The organism is Paenibacillus endophyticus (assembly GCF_014192395.1).
Classification (GTDB): Bacteria; Bacillota; Bacilli; order Paenibacillales; family Paenibacillaceae; genus Pristimantibacillus; species Pristimantibacillus endophyticus.
Genome location: NZ_JACHXW010000024.1, coordinates 58,939 through 78,503 on the forward strand (window position 1 = coordinate 58,939; position 19,565 = coordinate 78,503).

A 19,565-nucleotide genomic window follows, 5' to 3' on the forward strand; every position below is an offset into this window, starting at 1 on the left:
AACATCGTTAAAGAGAAGAAAATCAATAAGATATTATTTTAGTGATTATTTGTCAATTGAAATCAGTGGCTCTTACATTGCTTATGGGGAGTTTGTTTTATGCTGATACTTTCATTTAAAATATTCTGCAAGATCATGCAAACCTGCATAATCTGTAAGGCTGGTACGAATATTAAGCTGAATGCACATCCATATGGAAAAAGGAGACTAGAACATGCATCAGCAACCGTATAACCATTTAAATCAGCAGGGAAATCCGCAAGGGAATCATGGTGGACATGAGATGTTCGACATGCACGAGGTATTGGCATGCTCGATTAATATGCTCGACCAGTTTATGATCTTGAGGCAATTCGTTCGAGATGCCGAGTTGCTGAACATACTGGACCGTCAATATACGTTTGCACTGTCCCAGTACAACCTGACGGTAGAATGCTTCTCGACTGGTCAAAGACCGCAGCAGAATACGGCAACTTATCTCATAAATGAAATCGTTCAACCTGTTTACGGCATGCAGCAAGCCCCGCCTAAAAAGCCGATTCAATCGCTTAGTGAGATCAGTGATGCAGGAATTAGCGCATCTATGCTAGGCTTGGTCAAATCTCATGCTTCGCTCTTGACGATGAGCGCCTTGGAGGTTACAAATCCCGCTGCGCGTCGAGTACTTGCATCACAGGTCCAAAATTTCATTGAAATGGCATACGAGCTCTTTATGTACCAGAATAGAAGAAAGTACTATCAAGTACCGCAGCTTGCAACATCGGACATGCATCTCATGAGCAATGCTTACGCTCCTCAAATGGCCAATAATAACCAGCCTTTCAACTAGCTACACGAATTGCACCTATAGTCAGCATCGCAATCACTAATCGATGTAATGGATCTCATTAAAATATTGGCAGCCTTGGATTTGATTATCTCATCCACGGCTGCCATTGTTTTTCATTCCATCTATTCTAATATTTTATTTATGAATGTCAGTCTATTTCTTCGCTTTTCTCTAAGAATTCCCTCGCTTTGTCAATCATGTCTTCAATTCGATAGGATTCATATCCGAGCCAATCAACACCTCGAACCTTAAAACTAGGCTAGAAATATGTCCAGCTTTGAGTTTAATTCCAAGCCGCTCGTTTTGCAGCTTTAACCTTGCATTGAGAAATTCGAATGATTCGAATTAGATAGCAACATTAAGAAACTCACCTTGTGTTATAACAATAGTTGTAATTGATTGACATAAGGGGAGATGATAATAATGAGCAAGCTGAAAGGCAAGGTTGCTTTCGTTACGGGCGCAAGCCGAGGAATTGGTCGTGCCATTGCGACACGATTTGCACAAGAAGGCGCATTTGTAGCCGTTCATTACGGTAAGAATCGAGAAGCTGCTGAAGAAGTCGTTCGCAATATAGAACTGAATGGCGGGGCTGCGTTCACGATTGGCATGGAACCAGGTTCATCAGAGAGTATATTGTCACTTCATCAAGCATTAGATGAAGCATTGTTGGAACGCAGAGGTGATTCACATTTCATATTTTAGTGAACAACGCAGGAATTGCCCTCTTAGCACCCATTGAGGATACAACAGAAGAGGTTTACGATGAAATTATGACAATCAATGTGAAAGCACCATGGACATAAATTCGGTGCTGGTTTCTCTACATTCGGAAGATGGGGGCAACCAGAGGATGTCGCGGATATTGCCGCTTTTCTGGCCTCAGCGGATAGCCGCTGGGTAACCGGGCAATTGATTGATGCTAGTGGTGGTTCTCATTTGTAAGTCGTGAGTATTATTTATAAGAAAGAAAGTAACATGACAGGAGGCTCCCAGATCTTGAACTGCACCCCGTCAAGTAGACAGTAGAAATAATGAAAATAGTTAGACGGCCTTGGTCCTGAATTCTACTGGTCTAAGGCCGTTTAATTTTGCCTGCAAACGCTCGTCGTTGTAAAAATAAATGTATTCATTAATGACGATAATAAACCTTTGATTGTTTGATTTTTTATTAAGATGTATGATGTAAATCGAAAATAAGCTCTTAGACGGTAAACAGCCTGAGTATAGTTTATTAATCTTGGATAAAATGGGAAGAGAAAGACATGAAAAATACAAATATACTTGGTAAAGATTTGATTGGAGGAACATACCTATAGCTACTGAATGCAATCATTCAGCTTGTTCAAATCGTTCTGCCTACTCGACCCGTAATCTATGGGCAGGTCTTCTATTTGGAATCGGTCTAGTCGCCTTTGTTGATGAGACAGTTTTTCATCAACTATTCCATTGGCATCATTTCTATGAAAAATCCACGACCGATATTGGACTGGTCTCCGACGGCGTGTTTCACGCTTTTAGCTGGTTTGCGACCATTGGGGGTTTGTTTGTTTTTGCTGATCTCCGGCGCCGAAATGCATTATTCATGTTGAGGTGGTATGGAGGAGTATTGCTCGGTGGAGGCTGGTTCCAATTATATGACGGTACAATTCAACACAAGCTAATGAAGATACACCAGATTCGTTATGTAGAAAATGTATTTGTCTATGATCTGATATGGATCATATTGGCGATGTTAATGATCATAATCGGTTTCAGCCTAGTTGTTCGTACACGAAGTAAACAACAACCGGGAAAGACTATTTCAAATGAACATCAATAACCAGTTACATCATAGCGAGGGAACTCACATGTATCATATAAATGGGATAATACCTCAGTTACTCTTGGCACTACCTTTTGTATTGTGTTTGGTTATGTATTCCATTGCTGTAGTGATTTCCAGTAAAAATCATAAACCATGGGCGAAATATCGAACTGTATGCTGGGTTTTGGGAGTTCTCTTTGCTACTTTTGCAATTGCAGGCCCCCTAGCTAACAGTGCCCATACGGATTTCACAGCGCATATGTTTAGCCATTTGTTTTTGGGAATGCTTGCGCCATTGCTTATGGCACTAGCTGCGCCGGTGACGCTAATGCTGCGAACGCTAAGCGTTCCCATAGCGAGAAGGCTTTCAAAAGTTCTGAAAAGTTGGCCATCGCGATTATTTACCAATCCACTAGTTGCATCCTTCCTAAATGTAGGAGGTCTTTGGGTATTATACACTACCAACCTATATTCGCTGATGCACGAGAGCATCCTTTTGCATCTAATCATACATTTCCACGTATTCTTGGCCGGTTATTTATTTACAGTGTCAATCATTTATATCGATCCAAAAGCCCACAGGACTCCTTTTTTGAACCGTACAATCGTATTGATTGTTGCCTTAGCCGGACACGGTATTGTATCTAAGTACATCTATGCACACCCTCCTTATGGAGTACGCTTAGAACAAGCAGAAATTGGAGGCATGGTAATGTATTATGGCGGGGATGTTATTGATATTATTTTCGTATTCATTATTTGTTTGCAATGGTTCAAAGCCAGCCGACCGCGAGCAATGTACATGAATCAGTAATATCACCCATATATATGATGCGTTAAGCAGAGTGCAGTATAAAAAAAGTCTGTATATAAAGGTAAAAAGGTAAACGAGCCCTTCAATTCCATCTCTACCATGGAAAAACCCGACCAGATGAGGTCGGGTTTTTCCATTTGTTATTCTTGTTAAGGCAAATCTCTTATGGAGTACAAGTAGGCGTTGCGATGTCCTGTTCATTTTATTATGCGAAGGGCAGTATATTTGAAAATGTCAGAGCAAATGCTATTGACACCATCACTACTGCGTGTTACATTGTAGTAGTAGTAAGTAACACTTGATACCAGTCATACAGAATAGCAAGGAGTGATTGTGCTGGAAAACCTAACGGAAATGCTCAAAGGGGCGCTTGAGGGCTGTGTCCTTGAAATTATAAGCCGCAATGAAACCTACGGATATGAAATCACGCGGCGGCTGAACGCTCTCGGCTTCACAGATGTTGTAGAGGGAACGGTGTACACCATTCTGATTCGGCTTGAAAAAAACAAATTAGTGGAGATTACCAAAAAACCCTCCGACATGGGACCTCCGCGAAAGTTTTTTGCGATTAATGACGCGGGGCGCAAGGAACTGCAAAATTTCTGGGAAAAATGGGAATTCGTATCATCCAAAATTAATGAGTTAAAGGAGAACAACTAATGAATTTTTGGGAAAAAATCACTGGCAGTGACATGACTAAAGAAATGAAAAGTTTTGAATCGCGAGCCAAAAAGCTGCCGGCTGATTATCAAGCGGCATGGGAAAAGATTAAAGCCAATCTTTGGTCGCATTCAGATTTCAGCGGTCGCAACCTTATGCCCATTCTTGACGGTGTACTTGGCCTGCTCGAAGAAACGGCGTCAGACGGTCAGAGTGTCCAAGAGGTTTTGGGTGACGATATTAAAGGCTTCTGCTCAGCGCTAGCCGGCGAAGAAGGGGCAAAGTCTTTTCGCGACAAGTGGCGCAAGCAGCTCAACAATAATATCGCTAAAAAATTAGGCAAATAGGAGGGTATTATGAGAATACGGGATATCATCGAAGGCAAAAGAGAGTGGCGAGCGCATGTGGCGCGTGTCAAAGCGCTACCGCAGGATTATCAGATTGTTTATAAAGAAATTCAAAAATATCTGTTTAAGGTCGGCCCTGTCGAGCTAACCGACGGGACGGGTTTGCTCTCTGGAATTATCGATCTTTTTGAAGAAGGCGCGGCCTTGGGGAAAGGTGTGCTCGAAGTGACGGGCAGTGACGTAGCGGCTTTCTGTGACGATCTCATCAAAGATTCAAAAACGTACGCAGACCTCTATCAAGATTCTATTGACCATAAAGTTAACAAGGCCATGAAAAAGGTTACGGATAAAAAAGAGTAAAAGGGGGATATCGGGATGGTAAAAGCAATTGAAGTCAAAGGACTGCAAAAGTCATACAAACAGCTTCAAGTGTTAAAGGACGTAAGTTTGGAGGTGGAAAAGGGCAGTATCTTCGCCCTGCTCGGCTCCAACGGGGCAGGGAAAACAACGGTTGTAAAAATTCTGTCCACGCTGCTCAACCAAGACGGCGGCAACGCAACCGTCAACGGTTTCGATGTTACGACAAAGCCCGACCATGTGCGGCAGGCGATTAGTCTGACCGGACAATTCGCCGCCGTAGACGAGATATTGACCGGCCGGGAAAATCTGATCATGATCGCCAAGCTGAGATACCTCAAAAATCCGCGTCAGGTTGCGGACGACTTGCTTAAACGATTCGGCTTGACAGACGCCGCCGATCGCAGGGCATCAACTTATTCGGGCGGTATGCGACGAAGGCTCGACATCGCTTTGAGCCTTGTTGGAAAACCGCAGATCATTTTCCTCGACGAGCCAACCACTGGTCTTGACCCCGAAGCGCGTATTGAGGTTTGGAAAATTGTGAAGGAGCTGTCGGGCGGCGGTACGACGGTATTCCTCACCACGCAGTATTTGGAGGAGGCAGAGCAGCTTGCGGACCGGATAGCCATTCTGCATGAGGGTAGGATTATCGCCAGCGGCACACTCTCAGATTTAAAAAAGCTGTATCCATCCGCAAAGGTGGAGTATGTAGAAAAGCAACCGACTTTAGAAGAGATATTTCTCTCCATCGTTGGCAATAAGGAGGCAATATAAATGGAGACGGCAAAAAAACATTTTTTCACCGATATTAGCGTGATGCTTGGACGTTCCATGCGCCATATTTTCCGAAGCATGGACACCATCGTCACGGTTTGTATCACGCCGATTGCGATGATGCTGCTGTTCGTCTATGTATTAGGCGGTGCCATTCAGACCGGAACGGACAACTATGTGAATTATCTGTTGCCTGGAATACTGCTTATGGCGATCGCGAGCGGAATAGCCTATACGGCTTACCGATTGTTTATGGATAAGCAGCGGGGCATATTCGAGCGGTTTCACACCATGCCGATTTCACGTTCCGCCTTGCTCTGGGGGCATGTGCTAACCTCTCTGGTGTCCAACGGTATTTCAGTGATCGTCATCATTCTCGTAGCGCTCGTTATGGGTTTTCGTTCGTCCGTGGGAATACTGCCATGGCTTGCCGTAGCTGGCATACTCGCACTGTTTACGCTGGCCTTAACTTGGGTAGCGGCGATTTCTGGACTGTCCGCAAAAACGATGGAGGGTGCAAGCGCATTTTCCTACCCGCTTATTTTCCTGCCGTTTATCAGTTCGGCGTTTGTTCCGACCGAGTCGATGCCGTCGGTCGTTCGCGCCTTTGCCGAAAACCAGCCGGTCACTTCGATCGTGAACGCCATTCGTGCGCTGCTGTCCGATCAACCGGTGGGTAATGATATATGGATCGCTCTTGCATGGTGCGTAGGGATTCTGATCGTAGCCTATTTCTTTGCAATGAAGGTATATAAAAAGAAAGCTTGAAAAAGGAAATCATTGTCCGGATGGAGTCCGGAAGCTAATCAGGTGGGATTATATCCAACTTATTATGATAACGGGTATTATCGTTACATTTTGGAAAGCGATCTAGACAAATATTGAAATGGGAAGGGAATTAGAGAGAGGTAAATAAATGATATAAGCGAACAAAGCCGCATCTGGATTGACGTGTCCGCATCTCATGTAAAGGTTGAAGTGCTGGGGGAGATTCGCCCAGCACAATCATGGCAAGTCAGCGCCTTTGCGTAAGATGCGGGCAGGATCTAATTGACAGCTGGATTTATATTTACAGAAGCAGGGAATAGGAAGGTAACCGTACCCTCAGGAGGAAATGCAGCCGTAACAATTCCATAGTTATTTATTGTCGCAGCAACGGGCGAAGAAATGGAAGGCGCTATCCCGTTTATGAGAGTCGCATTGATCAACCGCAATACACCAGGAGGCTCGGGATCAATCTCAATCACGGATGTATTCGGATCCTGGCATCGGAATAGCCCTTTGAACGTATAGTCAGCTGTGTTTCCTGCGGTAAGGGCCGTGATGGCAATAACCTCGACTCCTGACTCAACTTCATTCGCATACAATTGAATTCTGCCAATGCTTGAGGTTCTAAGCGCATTGTTTGTTGTGCGTATAAAGTTGATATCTGCAATTAAGCTGGCGTCATTGGCAACAAGTATTCCTGTTCCGGTGTTAAGCTCGGTGTCATTTCCGATAATGCTGCCGTTTACTCTTAATGTACCGGCGTTGACCACTATGGCAGCTGCATCGGGCAGAGTTGCGCCACTCACGACTAACAGCCTATCGAAGGACAAGTCTGAGACCAAGACAGAGTTGTACAGCATGCAGATCCCGCCAACTCTGATTTCGTTGATGTCCGCGACAAGAATAGCCGTATCCTGTACAGCGATTCCCGTGTAATCTGCCCCGCCTTGAATAAGATCGCCCACGATTCGGACATTCGAAGTTCCAGTTAGCAATACGATAGTCCGTTCAGTATTAGGTTGGAAAATGGCTAGCTCAGTAAATGTAAGACTTACATTGCCTGCACTCGCCTCTAATGCACGTGTGCCTAATTGCATTTTTGCAATATGGCCACTGAAGTTCCCACCGGTTACTGCAATGCCTATCGAAGAATCTGGGATAGTGTTTAGCATAAATTCACCTTGAATGTCCAGATTACCATCCGTTAAGGAAATCATCTGTAGAGAAGTGCCGGCATCCATCCGATTAAATACAATATTCGAGTTGCCGGCTTCTTGAAGTATGAGGCTAGCGCCTGGAATTCCGAATATCGTACTGGAAAAAGAGTCCACATAACAACGGAGATTGGGATTGATTCCACCCGGCGTTAAATGAATACAGCTACCAAAAGCCGATATTACATTTACATTCGCTTCGACTTGCCCATCATTAATGAGCAGGGCTGTCTTGAACCCAGTACCGTTGTCGAAAGTGGAAATACGATCTCCACGCATGTCCAGATTGCCTCCGCTTTCCACTGTAATGAGTCCGTTCACAGATCCTGAAATCTCCTGAAAATTCAAAAATAGAAGACCGTTATTGGCCACGCGTACTGCTGGAACCGTCGCTCCGTTGGTTGACATCTGCATTACGGTCGAATTAAGCTTGCCGCCAGTTACATGAATACAGCCTGCTGCACTAGAAATTAGATCTACCTGTAATCTCATTTGACCATTTTGAAGATCGATGGCACTGTTCACCGTTTGAGAAGAATTAATTACTTTCGCATGAATAAATACCTCTGCATTCTGCATCAAAATACATTGATTTTGACTAAAAATCTTATCGAACTCACCTGTGAATATAGTATTCCCATTAATAATAAGTGCTGGAGCTGGCGAATTAATAACGATCAATAAATATGAAATCAAACTTACCATACTGCCGCCTTGAACCGATACCCCTTGGGAAATGCCTGCTAAAATGACAGTAAAACTAATGAATGTACCTGTAAAAAGAGGAGCGATATCAATAATTAACCCAGAAGTGGTTTGTATGGTCCGAGCATGTAAGGTGATGATCGTTGCTTGGTTCGGGGCGCTGTTGGTAACATAAACGGCTCTGCCGCCGCTAGTAATGATGGTTGCATCTAGACTCACATTTATTGGTTCTGTCCCTGTACATAGAAAAAGGTCTTCAGTACCAGCTGTATCATTCGTAATTTCAAAAGCTTTCATATAAAGTGTTCCACTTGAAATCACAACGGCAGAGCCTCCGATGTTCGAAACACGCTCTCTCACGTTTAGGGTATAATTTCCTCCACCGAGCAGATTAATTGTATTCCCTACCGTATCGTTCATGGATTCACAATCAAAATGGATCGTACTCGCTCCAGAGCTCCGCAGAATAGAGCTTCCTGCAGTTGTTGCTCCATTGGTTAGGAACTGCCCCTCGCCAAGAACATCAAAAGCAATTGCAGCCCCGAGATCATCAAAAAGATTATCTACAGCTGTGATTACAGCTCCCTTTTCAAACACCCAGCTAATCCCGTCTTTTGCTAAGTTTGTTTCTGTATAAAATCCAGGACGCACAATAATTGAAGTGCCTGAAGGGGCGGCAGCTACAGCTGCAGCGGCAGTCTGCCATGGCTTTGTTTCATCATCGAGTATTGCTGTTGTGTTATTGCCATACATAGAATCAACAAATGCAGTATTATTCACTAATAATTGAGATGGACCTGGAGGACCAGACACTCCTTGTGGACCGGTTGGACCTTGAATTCCCTGTGATCCATCTAGGCCTGGAACGCCAGGCAGACCTTGTGGGCCTGCTGGGCCTTGCATTCCCTGAGGTCCATCTAGGCCTGGAACGCCTGGAGCACCTGGAGGACCAGCCATACCTTTACATTTCTTTCTACCTCTGGGTCCAGGAATACAACGTGCATTACTCCATATCCGGCCATTTTTTCTAATGGTGAGGCGCTTCTTATTAGCCTTACACTTATTACTCTCAGCCAACACTTGTTCCTCCTTATAGGCGGATAGCTATTTTTGCAAACATTAGCCTTACATCATATGGTGAAGAAGAGAATTATGGAAAGACTAATACCTATCTCCATCCGTTTTAAACATAACTCTTGCTCAAACCAAGAGACGTTTTTATATGTGAAGTATCCTGTTTAAAAATCTAATAGAGAAAGAACTTAAACTTTTGGATGCAATTAAACGTGCCTTCATATGGTGTTGCATCATTGCGTTTAGGAATAATGGTCGGAGGGTGCTCCGAGGTGTGAGGTGTCGCTAAAGAGATTTTGGACAAGCAAGAAGGGATCATTAGAATTAATAAATAAAAGTAGGGCTGTCCATCAAGATCATTTGACCTTGACGGACAGCCCTACTTGTCATGCCATATTAACACATTAGACAATTTGACCTTTAATCATTGTCCATTGTACTTGGAATTGTTCATCTATCAAGACAAGATCAGCATCAAAACCAGTCGATATCCTGCCTATCGTATCAAGCCCGAGTATGCGTGCAGGAGTTGTAGATGCCATTTGAACCGCGTCTGTCAATGAAATGCCGGTTTCAACAGTTAGACGCAGTGCCTCATTCATCGTAACAGTACTGGAGGCTAAAGTCCCATCCTCTAGGCGTGCTACACCTTCGGTAACCGTAACATGATGGCCACCGAATACATAATTCCCATCACCTAGACCCATTGCTTGCAAAGCATCTGTGATAAGTACCATGCCATTCGGTCCTTTCAGACGATGCATCATTCGAACAATCGCAGGATGCAAATGAATGCCATCTACAATCGCTTGGAGGCTGACATGTTCTTCTTCAAAAGCGGCTACCACCAGACCGGGGTCCCGATGATGAATCGGACGCATACCATTGAAACAATGTGTAACATGGCTCGCTCCTGCTGCAAAGGCTTGTTTGGCCTCCTCGTATGAGGCATCCGAATGCGCGATCGCAATAACTACGCCCATTTCCTTCAGATAAGAGATGAGTTCCATCCCACCAGGCAATTCAGGGGCTATGGTAATCATTTTAATCAGGCTGTCTGCTTCATTAAAAATCTCTTTCATTTCAGTTAGATTCGGATGACGTAAAAATCGTTCATTTTGCATTCCTTTACGTTTAGGATTCAGGTAAGGCCCCTCTAGATGAAGTCCGGCAATTTTGGCTCCAACTTCATTCCCGATAACATGTTTCACGCTACGAATCATGGCTAATAATTCTTCGATCGTAGAGCTGACAGAGGTGACCAAGAAAGAGGTGCATCCTGTTCTAGCACAAGCCTTTGAAACCTCCTGAATGCTTGTTTCACTGCCATCCATCATATTGTAGCCGTTGGCACCGTGAATATGTACATCGATCATGCCGGGTATTAATAAATGTCCTTGACCATCGATGAATTCAAATTCACCCTCCGGAAGAGAAGAGAGGCCATATTCTATTTTTTCAATCTTTCCGTCTCGTATCCACAGTGTGGCAGATAGATCAGAGGCATCTTGTTGAATGACGCTTACATTGTGTAAAATTTTAAGACTCATCGTTGTTTTCCTCCTCGTTTTTGTCGTTCTCCTCACATTGGATAATCGTTATATTTTTATGATGAAGTACTTCTCTTATTTCGATCGGCACCTCTTGGTCGGTAATCAAAATATCTACAAAGTCAAAATCCAAACGATATACCGACTTGCTAGAGAACTTCGTGAAATCGGCCACAGCAATAAGCTGATCCGATCGGCGGGCCATTTCCTTTTTAACAGAAACATCATCTTCGTATGGAAAATACAGGCCATCGGCTCGTATAGCTGTAGCCCCGATAAATGTCTTATCAGCTCTTAATTCTCTTAGTTTATCAATGACGGAGGGACCATATAATAATCGATTTTTGGTGTGTAAATAGCCGCCGAGCACATAAACTTGCAGATCTTCCCGACCTGACAGAATTCCAACAATGTCTATAGAGTGTGTGATGGCCGTAATAGATTTGGCGGATATTTGTTCGGCTACAGACTGTACCGTAGTTGAGACGTCAAAAATAACTGTCTCGTGATCTTGAACCAAGTTAGCTGCTATCAGCCCGATTTTTCTTTTGCTGTCAGTTTCGTCAATTAATCGTTCCTGATAAGAAGCTATTTCCTTCTGCAAATGAGGGAGGGCGACACCTCCATGTGTACGAATAACAACCCCTTTTTGTACTAATTTAACAATATCTCTCCGGGCTGTATCTCTAGATACTTCTAAAAGAGAGCAGATATCCATCACACTCATCGCGTTGTGTTTATTAACATAGTCGAGTATTTTTAGTAATCGTTCTTCCTGATACATCAATTCCACCTCCTGTAAGTAAGTTTATCATATATTATAAGTGATTTAAAGTAATTATTAAGTACATATAAGTATTTTGCAATTTCGGGCTCGCATGCTCAGGTTATAATAACTTTGCTATACGATCAAACTGATTGGTTTGATCGTATAGCAAAAAGACTTCTTAACAAAATAAATAGCGGAAATATTCGTTCGCATCCGAATATTCGCACACAGATTTTATGGGAAATTTCTGTGTTTTGTTGACATGGGCAATACGTATAATTATAATCAAAGCAAAGAATGAAGATTCATTCTATACTTGAAAAGAGGGTGATAATTGTGTATAAGACTTCAAAAGAGACTCAGGACCGTAAGGATGCCAAACGCCAATTTATTTTGGATACAGCTGCAAACGTTTTTGCTAAAAGGGGTTATCATAACACTGCAGTAAAAGACATTGTTGAAGAGGCAAGTATTTCTGTGGGAAGCTTCTACTTTTATTTTAAAGGAAAGGAGGAACTGTTTGCCGAGCTCTACCTCACTATTGTAAAGGCTTTTCAAGATACTTCTCAGAAGGTTTTAGATATAAAAAATAATAATCTTATAAAAAATTTTACACGTGTGATTACAGCTAATCTTTGGATGTATCAAAGCAAACGTGAACTGGCAAGGATTATGTTGATTGAAGCTGTAGGCCTTAATCCTGAATTTGAGAAAAAGAGGTCTGATAGCATAAAAGAGTCTTGCAGAACAATGGAAGAATGGTTTAAAAGGTTTAAAGTTCATAACCCGGTAAATATTCCGGATGAAAGAATAGCAGCACTTGCTTTTGAAAGTTCTTTTTACTATCTGGTCCTTGATTGGTTAGAAGGTGATGAAGTGGCTAAACTTACAGATTCCTCCTATGGGTTAACGGTATATAATCTGCAAGCATTGAAGATGCCTTTTGAAGATGAAGATATCAAAATGTATGTCAAGGAAGTATTGGATGAATTAAACCAGGTTCAAAATCTTTAGGGTGCACAGAAACGAGGAATTGATTTGAATACTCAGTTTGGAAAAGATTTAACTACGGGCAGCATACCGAAACACCTGATTCAATTCGCATTGCCTATACTCATCGGCAATCTGGTATCTACCGGGTACAGCGTCATCAATACCATTTGGGTAGGGAAACTGCTTGGCAAAGACGCTGTAGCTGCAATTGCAGTAAGCTTCCCGATTTTTCTTGCGATGGTTGCACTTTGCTCTGGTGCGACCCTTGCAACTTCCATATTGGTTTCCAACGCATATGGAGCGAAAGACAATGCTATGATTCAAAGAATCGCAAATAGCTCATGGGCAGTTGCTATTGTGATGATTCTGATCGTTACTTTAGGTGGACTGCTGTTATCCGAGAACATACTCAGAATGATCGGGACACCTAAAGATATCATGCAGCTTGCAACAGGATACTTAAAAATAAGTTTTTTGAGTTTTGCAGGACTCTATATTTCCTATTTAATTTCTTCACTATTAAGGGGAATCGGGGATACGTTTATCCCTTTAATATTTATCATCATATCTACAGTTATAAATGCAGTGCTTGATCCACTTCTTATCATGGGCGTTGGATCAATACCAAGATTGGGGCTTAATGGCGCCGCTTATGCTTCGTTCATTTCCTCTGGTGCGGCTACGATTATGGGATTCATCTATGTGAAGTATAAATATAAGAAGGAACCGATAAATCCTACAGGTCTTTTATTTGAGAGAAAAACCATTATGGAAATACTGAAGATAGGATTGCCTTCATTTATACAGCAAATGCTGGTTTCAATGGGGTATGCGTTTATGACTATTTTTGTAATCCGTTTTAGTGCAGATTCAATAGCGGCTTTTGGGATTGCCAGCAGGATAGATTCAATTGTTGCTATGCCTGCGATAGCAATGATGATGGCTGTCTCCACGTTAACCGCTCAAAATATTGGAGCAGGAAAGTCAGAACGAATTAAGGGCATATTTAAGTGGGGGATTGTTATTAATATACCGGTGATTGCTGCCATTTCCCTATTATGTGTCACTTTCCCCGGAACGATAATGCGTATTTTTGTAGATGATGTGGATGTCATTCAAACAGGGATAGAATATTTGCGGATTGTAGGAGTAGGATATCTATTCATGATCATATTCTATGTATCCAATGGAGTTATTACTGGAGCAGGTAAGGCCATTTCCATTATGGTGATTACATTTATCTCGCTTTGTGTAGTTAGGATTCCGCTTGCAGGCTTACTATCGCATACTAGTATGGGGATTCACGGTATTTGGTTCGCCATCGTTATCAGTTTTGCAGTAACTACGATAAATAGTCTTTGGTATTACTTTTCAGGAAGATGGAAAAATGGTGTTTCTATGAATGACGAAATGTCAAGCTAAGTGCGACACCTCTTCCATGAAGGCTTCGTGAGCCCACTTTCAAGTTAGACTTGGACTTAAAGTTACGGACAGCGTAAGAATCCATTCTACGTCTTGCAAACATTTGACCGCTAAGCTAACGAGAAACGATGGTTGAATATACATGGATGAGCAGTCGCTACGGTGGACTGCTCATTTGATTAAGCTAACTGGCAGCAGTTATGCACAATGATATGAACTGATTGCGAACATTTTATCTGAAATAATCTTTGACAATCGATAGTTTAATTAGGAGGTATGTGCATGAATATGTGTCATCTACTTGAAATTGAGTTTGAATATAGCGGGCAAAAACAGATCATTACTCCGATTCTCCTTCAAGATAAGACCGATATGATTCTCATCGACTGCGGCTATCCCGATTTTATGCCTCTACTTGAAGAAGCGGCGAACCGGCACAACGTCACTCTCGCGTCGATTACAAAACTGATCGTGACGCATCACGATATGGATCATATCGGATCGCTTGCTGCTTTGAAGCGAACGTACCCACACATCGACATCATCGCACACGAGCTGGAAGCACCGTATATTGCAGGGGCGAAAAAGTTGTTGCGACTTGAACAGGCTCAATCGACGTTTAACGCATTGTCAGATGAAGCAAAGCCGTATGCAGAGCAATTCATTCGATTCTTACAGTCGGTCGAGCCTGCTGCTGTTAATCGGACGGTATCCAATGGGGAAAGGCTTCCTTGGTGCGATGGGATTGAGATCATCCACACGCCTGGTCATTTGCCAGGTCATATCTCATTGTATTTGCCCGCCAGCAAAACACTGATTGCTGGAGACGCTGTCGTCATCGAGGAAGGCATGCTCGCCATCGCTAATCCCCAATATACACTAGATCTGGATGAGGCAATTCGCTCGGTTCAACGATTACTCGACTACGACATTGAGCAGATCATATGCTATCATGGAGGTTATTTTCATGGAGATGTACAGCAAGCCATCCATCAACTTATTGCTCAATACAAGTCTTAAATGTTCTGAATGCATTTTGGCATCAGGTACGGTATGAAGTAGGCTTCTCAAAGCTACAGGTTCAGGACAGGACTCTTTACTCCTATCTATACTTTTGCACGCTGATTAAGTACGGCCACCTTTTTGGTGGTTTTTTTTGTTGCCAAACGGCCTAATATCCATTGAAGAAGATGCGATGTGCATCCATAAGAAAATGAAGCAATTAAGAGAAATGTGATTCGCCTGAGAGGGGGGTTAGTGGAATTAATTCAGCATAAGGTATTGTTGGTCAAACTCCGATTTCTTGGTTGAGCCGGAAGTTCTCCAGTTAGTCACTTGTAATTTGCAAGCCGATGTTTTATATTGACATAGTAGTAGGTCTAAAATAAAAGAGGTGAACGGACAAGATGACTCCACGCACAAAGGAACAAAACGAAGATATTCGGCAACAGCGTCTGGCACAAATCCGTATAGCCGCTGCCGATGTATTTTTAAATAAAGGGCCTTTATTGGAAATCCGTGATGTTGCCGCGCAAGCGGGACTCGGCTATGGCACGGTTTACCATTATTACAGCAATAAAGGCGATTTGCTCAATGATCTGCTATGGGACGCTTTGGTGCGGGCCGGGGGATGGTTGGAAGCGCCGACGGAGGTCCCGAGCGCTTCGGCTTCGGGGGAGGTTCGGGTAGGCGGGCAATTCGGCTTGGCTGCTGCGGCGGACACTGGGAACTCGGCTGCAGCGGATTCCATTAGCGGAAACCGCGAAACGGCCGCAGAGCTTGGCCCAGTCGCCGCCGCCTGCGTCCGCCTACTGCAGCTTTGGGCGGGGGACCACGGCTTGTACCTGCTGTATAAACTAGCCGGTGAAGGCTTTGCATCGCTGCCTGAAGCTCGTTCGACTCCGCTCTCGGCCGCTTTTCGCAAGGAGGTGCTCGCGCCGTTTGCCGTGCTGCTCGAAACCGGGCGTGCGGCGGACGGAGCTGCCGCTTCTGGCGGAACCGCGGCGGAGCCGCCGTATCGTCTACAGCGCGCGGAAATGCTGATTGCAGCATTGGTCGGCTGCGCCTCGATTTCGCTTCGCTTCAATAAACTGCATGAGGAGGCTAGGGATATCGCCCGGTTTTTAAAACTATAGAATAGATAAGGAGCAAATGAACAAAAGATGATCATTATAAAATCACCGAGGGAAATTGAAGAGATGAAGCCGGCGAGCCAAATCATTGCGGACTGCTACCGCGAGGTGTCCAAATTGATCGAGCCTGGGATCACCACCCTGGAAATCAATGATTTTGTTGCCAGCCACATTACCAAGCTAGGCGGCAAGCAGTTTACGAAAGGGTACAACGGTTTCCCCGCCGAAACCTGCATCTCGGTTAATGATGTGGTGGCCCATGGCATCCCTTCGAACCTGACGTTGATGAACGGCGACTTGCTGAAGCTCGACATCGTCGTGGAGTACGGCGGATGGTTTGGCGATTCGTGCTGGTGCTATGCGGTGGGCAATATCCGACCGGAGGCGCAAAAATTAATGAAGGTGGCAAAGGAATGCTTGGATCTGGGGATCGCTCGGGCGCTCCCAGGAGGCAGGCTCGGAGACATAACGTCGGCGATTCAACAGCATGCAGAAATGAACGGGTTTTCGGTCGTACGCGATCTGCTGGCGCACGGTATCGGGCGGAGCCTGCATGAGGAGCCGAGCTACGAGCATATCGGCGTAGCCGGCAAAGGCATTCGGTTAAAGGAAGGCATGGTATTTACGATTGAACCGATGATCAACGAAGGTACGTTCCGTATCACGACCGACGACGATCAGTGGACGGCAAGAACGGCCGATGGCAAGTTGTCAGCGCAATATGAGCATACGATCGCAATCACGCCGGACGGACCGCTGATTTTAACTGCCCAGTAAGAAAAGAGGCGAACGCGTTTTCATTGGATAAAATCAATTCGTAAGTTTTAACTGTGGCTGACATATAGGATCATAGGAAGCGATAAGCATTTGATGTACAAACAAGCTTGCAACGAGGAATGAATGACACTAATTTGGGGAGAAAACCAATGAAGAACCCTTGCTGAATAAGGGTTCTTCATCGGTTTTCTATAATAAATATAGATGTGAGAAGAGAGTGACAAACTTTTATATGGTGAAGGGGGCTTTCTATGAATTGCTGCGTTGCTCATTAGGGCTAGTCTACTTTTTCACATTAAACACCGCGCAAGTCCATATCATCGCTTTCTTCTAAGAATTCCCTCGCTTTGTCAAGCGTTTCTACAATTTGACTAGATTCATGTTCGAGCCAATCTGACGCCATTTCTGAGTCCATGCGTCCATTCGCAACATTTCCGATAACACTATCCATTTCGTTGGATGCCTCATCGAGCTCATTAACCAATGCTTCTTGTTCCGTTTCTTTAATCTGTAAAGAAGATTTGCCGCAAGTGATACAGGAGTAATCTAAAAGGTTCTCTACGGGAATCTGACTTACATGATTGCAACCTATGCATGTAACCATTAACGTTTCTTGCTTCGGCATCCATTAAACTCCTTCCAGATCGTCAATCTCGTACTCGACAATGTGTTTAAAACTTCCGCTGCTCATGATTTTTTCGAAAATCCATTCGACTTCTACATTTTTATCTTTTATACGGCGGACTTTCCCAACTTTATTAGCCCCTCGCACACGCACATTGTCGCCTACTCTCATTCTTTACCGCTTCCGAATCCCAAAAGCTTTGGCTGCCGAAGTAAGCCGGAGTCGCTAAATTCCAAAGCGGTGACCCTGCAAGGGAATGGGACGCTGAGCCACCTAACTTCAGATTTCTTCATGCCAGCGGAAAGTGCAGGGAAGGGGCAATCTCCAGGATGCTGCTCCATGAATTGCGCCAGCACTTTTTTAGATGCGGCATCTAATCCCGATACATGGCCAATGTAACGATCCTCGAATCTTAAAACCAGACTAGATACATAACCTGCTTTGAGTTTTATCCCTACGACTTCCGCTACAATACGTACTTCTTTCCGTTTTTTAAACCAGTACCGATGCTTTTTAGCTTCTACATAAGGGCTGTCAAGCTTTTTGGAGATAATGCCTTCCCATTCCCGGGTATTTACCCAATCCCAAAGTGCTGGACCATCGAAAACCAGATCAGTAACAAATAAGCGCGGCTGCTTCTCTGGAAGCTTAGCAGTAAGTCGCTCAAATCGCTCTTTGAAGGGGAGAGGCCGAATATCCTGTCCTTCATCATAAAGCATATCGAATGCAACGAATATAAGGTTATCATCATATTTCTTGCGGTTTATGCCGACACGAACGCGCTGAAAGTTGGGCCTGGTACCATCAAAGTATGCGATTTCCCCATCTAGCAAGCAAGCTCCGATTCGCAATGGGCTTAGCAATTCCACGATTTCTGGAAATAGAGTGTTACGCGGCTCTATGCGCTTGGAGAATAACTCCACGCCTCCTTTTCCGTCGAGTCTGACCAATGTGCGCACACCGTCCCATTTGATTTGATAGACCCAATCAGGGCCCACAGGTATATCAGGAGATGTGATAGGTGCCATCGGAACACCAGGAAGCTCCATGATTGCTGTCATGATACGTTATCCTTTGACTTTGCCGTGCTTTTTCGTTTCCTCTTGGGAGGGGACGCGTCGGGCAAAGGCTTCGTTGCGTCTAAGCTTGCTTGCAAAGCGGCCAGGAGATCAATGACATTCGATTTTCCTTTTGCAGAAGGAGCAGTCACGACATCCAGACTTTCACCTGCAACCTTTTGTTCAATTAATTCAAGCAAGGCTATGCGATATTCGTCCGTATATTTGTTAGGTTCAAACTTTTCGCTAAGCTGCTCCACGAGAGCTTTGGCCATTCCGAGTTCTTTTTCGTTTACAACCGTTTGCATGGGGAGATTGGGAACTTGTGAGATAGCGCGTATCTCATCCGGATAATACATGGTCTCCAAGCAAATACAGTTATCGACGACTCGAATTGCCGCTAAGCTGCTTTTGCTGCGTATGGAAATTTTGGCTATGCCAATTTTGCCTGTCTGCTTGATCGCCTCCAGCAGTAAGGTATAGGCTCCGGCGCCTGTCATATCGGGAGTGAGGTAATAAGCTTTTTGAAAATAGAGAGGATCGATGTCATGAAGATCAACAAAATCCAATATCTTTATTGTTTTCTCGGCTTCGTCCTTGATGCTGTCGAGCTCGTCTTCTTTAATAATCACATATTTGTCTTTCTCATACTCAAAACCTTTAACGATTTCTTCAGGAGCAATTTCTTTGTTGCAATGCCTGCATGTTTTCGCATAGGAGATCGGCATGCCACAGTCTTTATGCAGGCTTCGGAAATGAACGTCCTTGTCTTCTGTTGCGGTAAACATTTTCACTGGTACATGTACCAGGCCAAAGCTGATTGCGCCTTTCCAAACCGTATGCATATGAGTCACATCCATTATTTTTCATTTAGAATGCGCTACTTT

The 19,565-nt window shown here is 44.0% G+C and carries 21 protein-coding genes and 1 pseudogene; 14 read left to right on the top strand and 8 right to left on the bottom strand.

Features of this window, described 5'->3' with window-relative positions:
- Nucleotides 1-214: 214 nt before the first annotated feature.
- Together FHS16_RS26895 and FHS16_RS26900 are read left to right on the top strand one after the other, a co-directional pair.
- Nucleotides 215-829, top strand: a complete 615-nt coding sequence (locus tag FHS16_RS26895; protein WP_183570033.1) for a spore coat protein — start codon at nucleotides 215-217, stop codon at nucleotides 827-829.
- A gap of 423 nt (nucleotides 830-1,252) precedes the next feature.
- Nucleotides 1,253-1,774: pseudogene (locus FHS16_RS26900) on the top strand (SDR family oxidoreductase).
- 99 nt (nucleotides 1,775-1,873) lie between these two features.
- On the opposite strand, the gene FHS16_RS32725 reads toward FHS16_RS26900, so the two are convergent.
- A complete protein-coding gene (locus FHS16_RS32725; protein WP_183570034.1) occupies nucleotides 1,874-2,140 on the bottom strand; it encodes an IS3 family transposase in 267 nt (88 codons plus the stop codon).
- Between the two features lie 4 nt (nucleotides 2,141-2,144).
- On the opposite strand from FHS16_RS32725, the gene FHS16_RS26910 reads away from it, so the two are divergent.
- The 7 genes from FHS16_RS26910 (at nucleotide 2,145) to FHS16_RS26940 (ending at nucleotide 6,359) form a co-directional block, all read left to right on the top strand.
- On the top strand, nucleotides 2,145-2,651 hold the full coding sequence (locus tag FHS16_RS26910) for a DUF2243 domain-containing protein (protein ID WP_183570133.1): 507 nt from the start codon (nucleotides 2,145-2,147) through the stop codon (nucleotides 2,649-2,651).
- On the top strand, nucleotides 2,638-3,450 hold the full coding sequence (locus tag FHS16_RS26915; protein WP_183570036.1) for a cytochrome c oxidase assembly protein: 813 nt from the start codon (nucleotides 2,638-2,640) through the stop codon (nucleotides 3,448-3,450). The genes FHS16_RS26910 and FHS16_RS26915 overlap by 14 nt, the downstream gene beginning before the upstream one ends.
- Before the next feature lie 354 nt (nucleotides 3,451-3,804).
- Nucleotides 3,805-4,110, top strand: coding sequence for a PadR family transcriptional regulator (locus FHS16_RS26920; protein ID WP_281379215.1), 306 nt, complete (start codon nucleotides 3,805-3,807; stop codon nucleotides 4,108-4,110).
- A complete protein-coding gene (locus FHS16_RS26925; protein ID WP_183570040.1) occupies nucleotides 4,110-4,457 on the top strand; it encodes a DUF1048 domain-containing protein in 348 nt (115 codons plus the stop codon). The genes FHS16_RS26920 and FHS16_RS26925 overlap by 1 nt, the downstream gene beginning before the upstream one ends.
- 9 nt (nucleotides 4,458-4,466) lie before the next feature.
- On the top strand, nucleotides 4,467-4,817 hold the full coding sequence (locus FHS16_RS26930; RefSeq protein WP_183570042.1) for a DUF1048 domain-containing protein: 351 nt from the start codon (nucleotides 4,467-4,469) through the stop codon (nucleotides 4,815-4,817).
- Nucleotides 4,818-4,832: 15 nt separating this feature from the next.
- Nucleotides 4,833-5,591, top strand: a complete 759-nt coding sequence (locus FHS16_RS26935; protein ID WP_183570044.1) for an ABC transporter ATP-binding protein — start codon at nucleotides 4,833-4,835, stop codon at nucleotides 5,589-5,591.
- Nucleotides 5,592-6,359 (top strand): ABC transporter permease, encoded by a 768-nt coding sequence (locus FHS16_RS26940; RefSeq protein ID WP_183570046.1) that lies wholly within the window; start codon nucleotides 5,592-5,594, stop codon nucleotides 6,357-6,359.
- Nucleotides 6,360-6,637: 278 nt separating this feature from the next.
- Here the strand turns inward: FHS16_RS26940 and FHS16_RS32330 are convergent, their stop codons facing one another.
- From FHS16_RS32330 to FHS16_RS26955, 3 genes are all read right to left on the bottom strand, one after another.
- A complete protein-coding gene (locus FHS16_RS32330) occupies nucleotides 6,638-9,355 on the bottom strand; it encodes a hypothetical protein (protein ID WP_281379212.1) in 2,718 nt (905 codons plus the stop codon).
- Nucleotides 9,356-9,756: 401 nt separating this feature from the next.
- A complete protein-coding gene (gene nagA / locus FHS16_RS26950; RefSeq protein WP_183570048.1) occupies nucleotides 9,757-10,902 on the bottom strand; it encodes an N-acetylglucosamine-6-phosphate deacetylase in 1,146 nt (381 codons plus the stop codon).
- The gene (locus FHS16_RS26955; RefSeq protein WP_183570050.1) at nucleotides 10,892-11,686 is read right to left on the bottom strand and encodes a DeoR/GlpR family DNA-binding transcription regulator; all 795 of its coding nucleotides are present in this window, start codon (nucleotides 11,684-11,686) and stop codon (nucleotides 10,892-10,894) included. The genes nagA and FHS16_RS26955 overlap by 11 nt, the downstream gene beginning before the upstream one ends.
- Nucleotides 11,687-12,007: 321 nt before the next feature.
- On the opposite strand from FHS16_RS26955, the gene FHS16_RS26960 reads away from it, so the two are divergent.
- From FHS16_RS26960 to map, 5 genes are all read left to right on the top strand, one after another.
- A complete protein-coding gene (locus FHS16_RS26960) occupies nucleotides 12,008-12,685 on the top strand; it encodes a TetR/AcrR family transcriptional regulator (protein WP_183570052.1) in 678 nt (225 codons plus the stop codon).
- A 24-nt stretch (nucleotides 12,686-12,709) separates the two neighbouring features.
- Entirely contained in the window at nucleotides 12,710-14,086 is a 1,377-nt protein-coding gene (locus FHS16_RS26965; protein WP_183570054.1) for an MATE family efflux transporter, read from the top strand.
- A gap of 282 nt (nucleotides 14,087-14,368) precedes the next feature.
- Nucleotides 14,369-15,106 carry an MBL fold metallo-hydrolase gene (locus tag FHS16_RS26970; RefSeq protein WP_183570056.1) on the top strand — a complete coding sequence of 246 codons (738 nt, stop codon included), beginning with the start codon at nucleotides 14,369-14,371 and terminating at the stop codon, nucleotides 15,104-15,106.
- A gap of 386 nt (nucleotides 15,107-15,492) precedes the next feature.
- Nucleotides 15,493-16,221: a TetR/AcrR family transcriptional regulator gene (locus FHS16_RS26975; RefSeq protein ID WP_183570058.1), complete on the top strand. Its 729-nt coding sequence runs from the start codon at nucleotides 15,493-15,495 to the stop codon at nucleotides 16,219-16,221.
- Between the two features lie 27 nt (nucleotides 16,222-16,248).
- Nucleotides 16,249-16,995 carry a type I methionyl aminopeptidase gene (gene map / locus FHS16_RS26980; protein ID WP_183570060.1) on the top strand — a complete coding sequence of 249 codons (747 nt, stop codon included), beginning with the start codon at nucleotides 16,249-16,251 and terminating at the stop codon, nucleotides 16,993-16,995.
- 295 nt (nucleotides 16,996-17,290) lie between these two features.
- Here map and FHS16_RS26985 read toward each other — a convergent pair whose 3' ends face one another.
- The 4 genes from FHS16_RS26985 to ku are packed head-to-tail and all read right to left on the bottom strand — an operon-like array spanning nucleotide 17,291 to nucleotide 19,523.
- Nucleotides 17,291-17,620: a hypothetical protein gene (locus FHS16_RS26985; RefSeq protein WP_183570062.1), complete on the bottom strand. Its 330-nt coding sequence runs from the start codon at nucleotides 17,618-17,620 to the stop codon at nucleotides 17,291-17,293.
- A gap of 3 nt (nucleotides 17,621-17,623) precedes the next feature.
- Entirely contained in the window at nucleotides 17,624-17,791 is a 168-nt protein-coding gene (locus FHS16_RS26990) for a hypothetical protein (RefSeq protein ID WP_183570064.1), read from the bottom strand.
- A complete protein-coding gene (locus FHS16_RS26995; protein WP_183570066.1) occupies nucleotides 17,788-18,681 on the bottom strand; it encodes an ATP-dependent DNA ligase in 894 nt (297 codons plus the stop codon). The genes FHS16_RS26990 and FHS16_RS26995 overlap by 4 nt, the downstream gene beginning before the upstream one ends.
- Entirely contained in the window at nucleotides 18,678-19,523 is an 846-nt protein-coding gene (gene ku, locus FHS16_RS27000) for a non-homologous end joining protein Ku (RefSeq protein WP_183570068.1), read from the bottom strand. The genes FHS16_RS26995 and ku overlap by 4 nt, the downstream gene beginning before the upstream one ends.
- Nucleotides 19,524-19,565 lie beyond the last annotated feature (42 nt).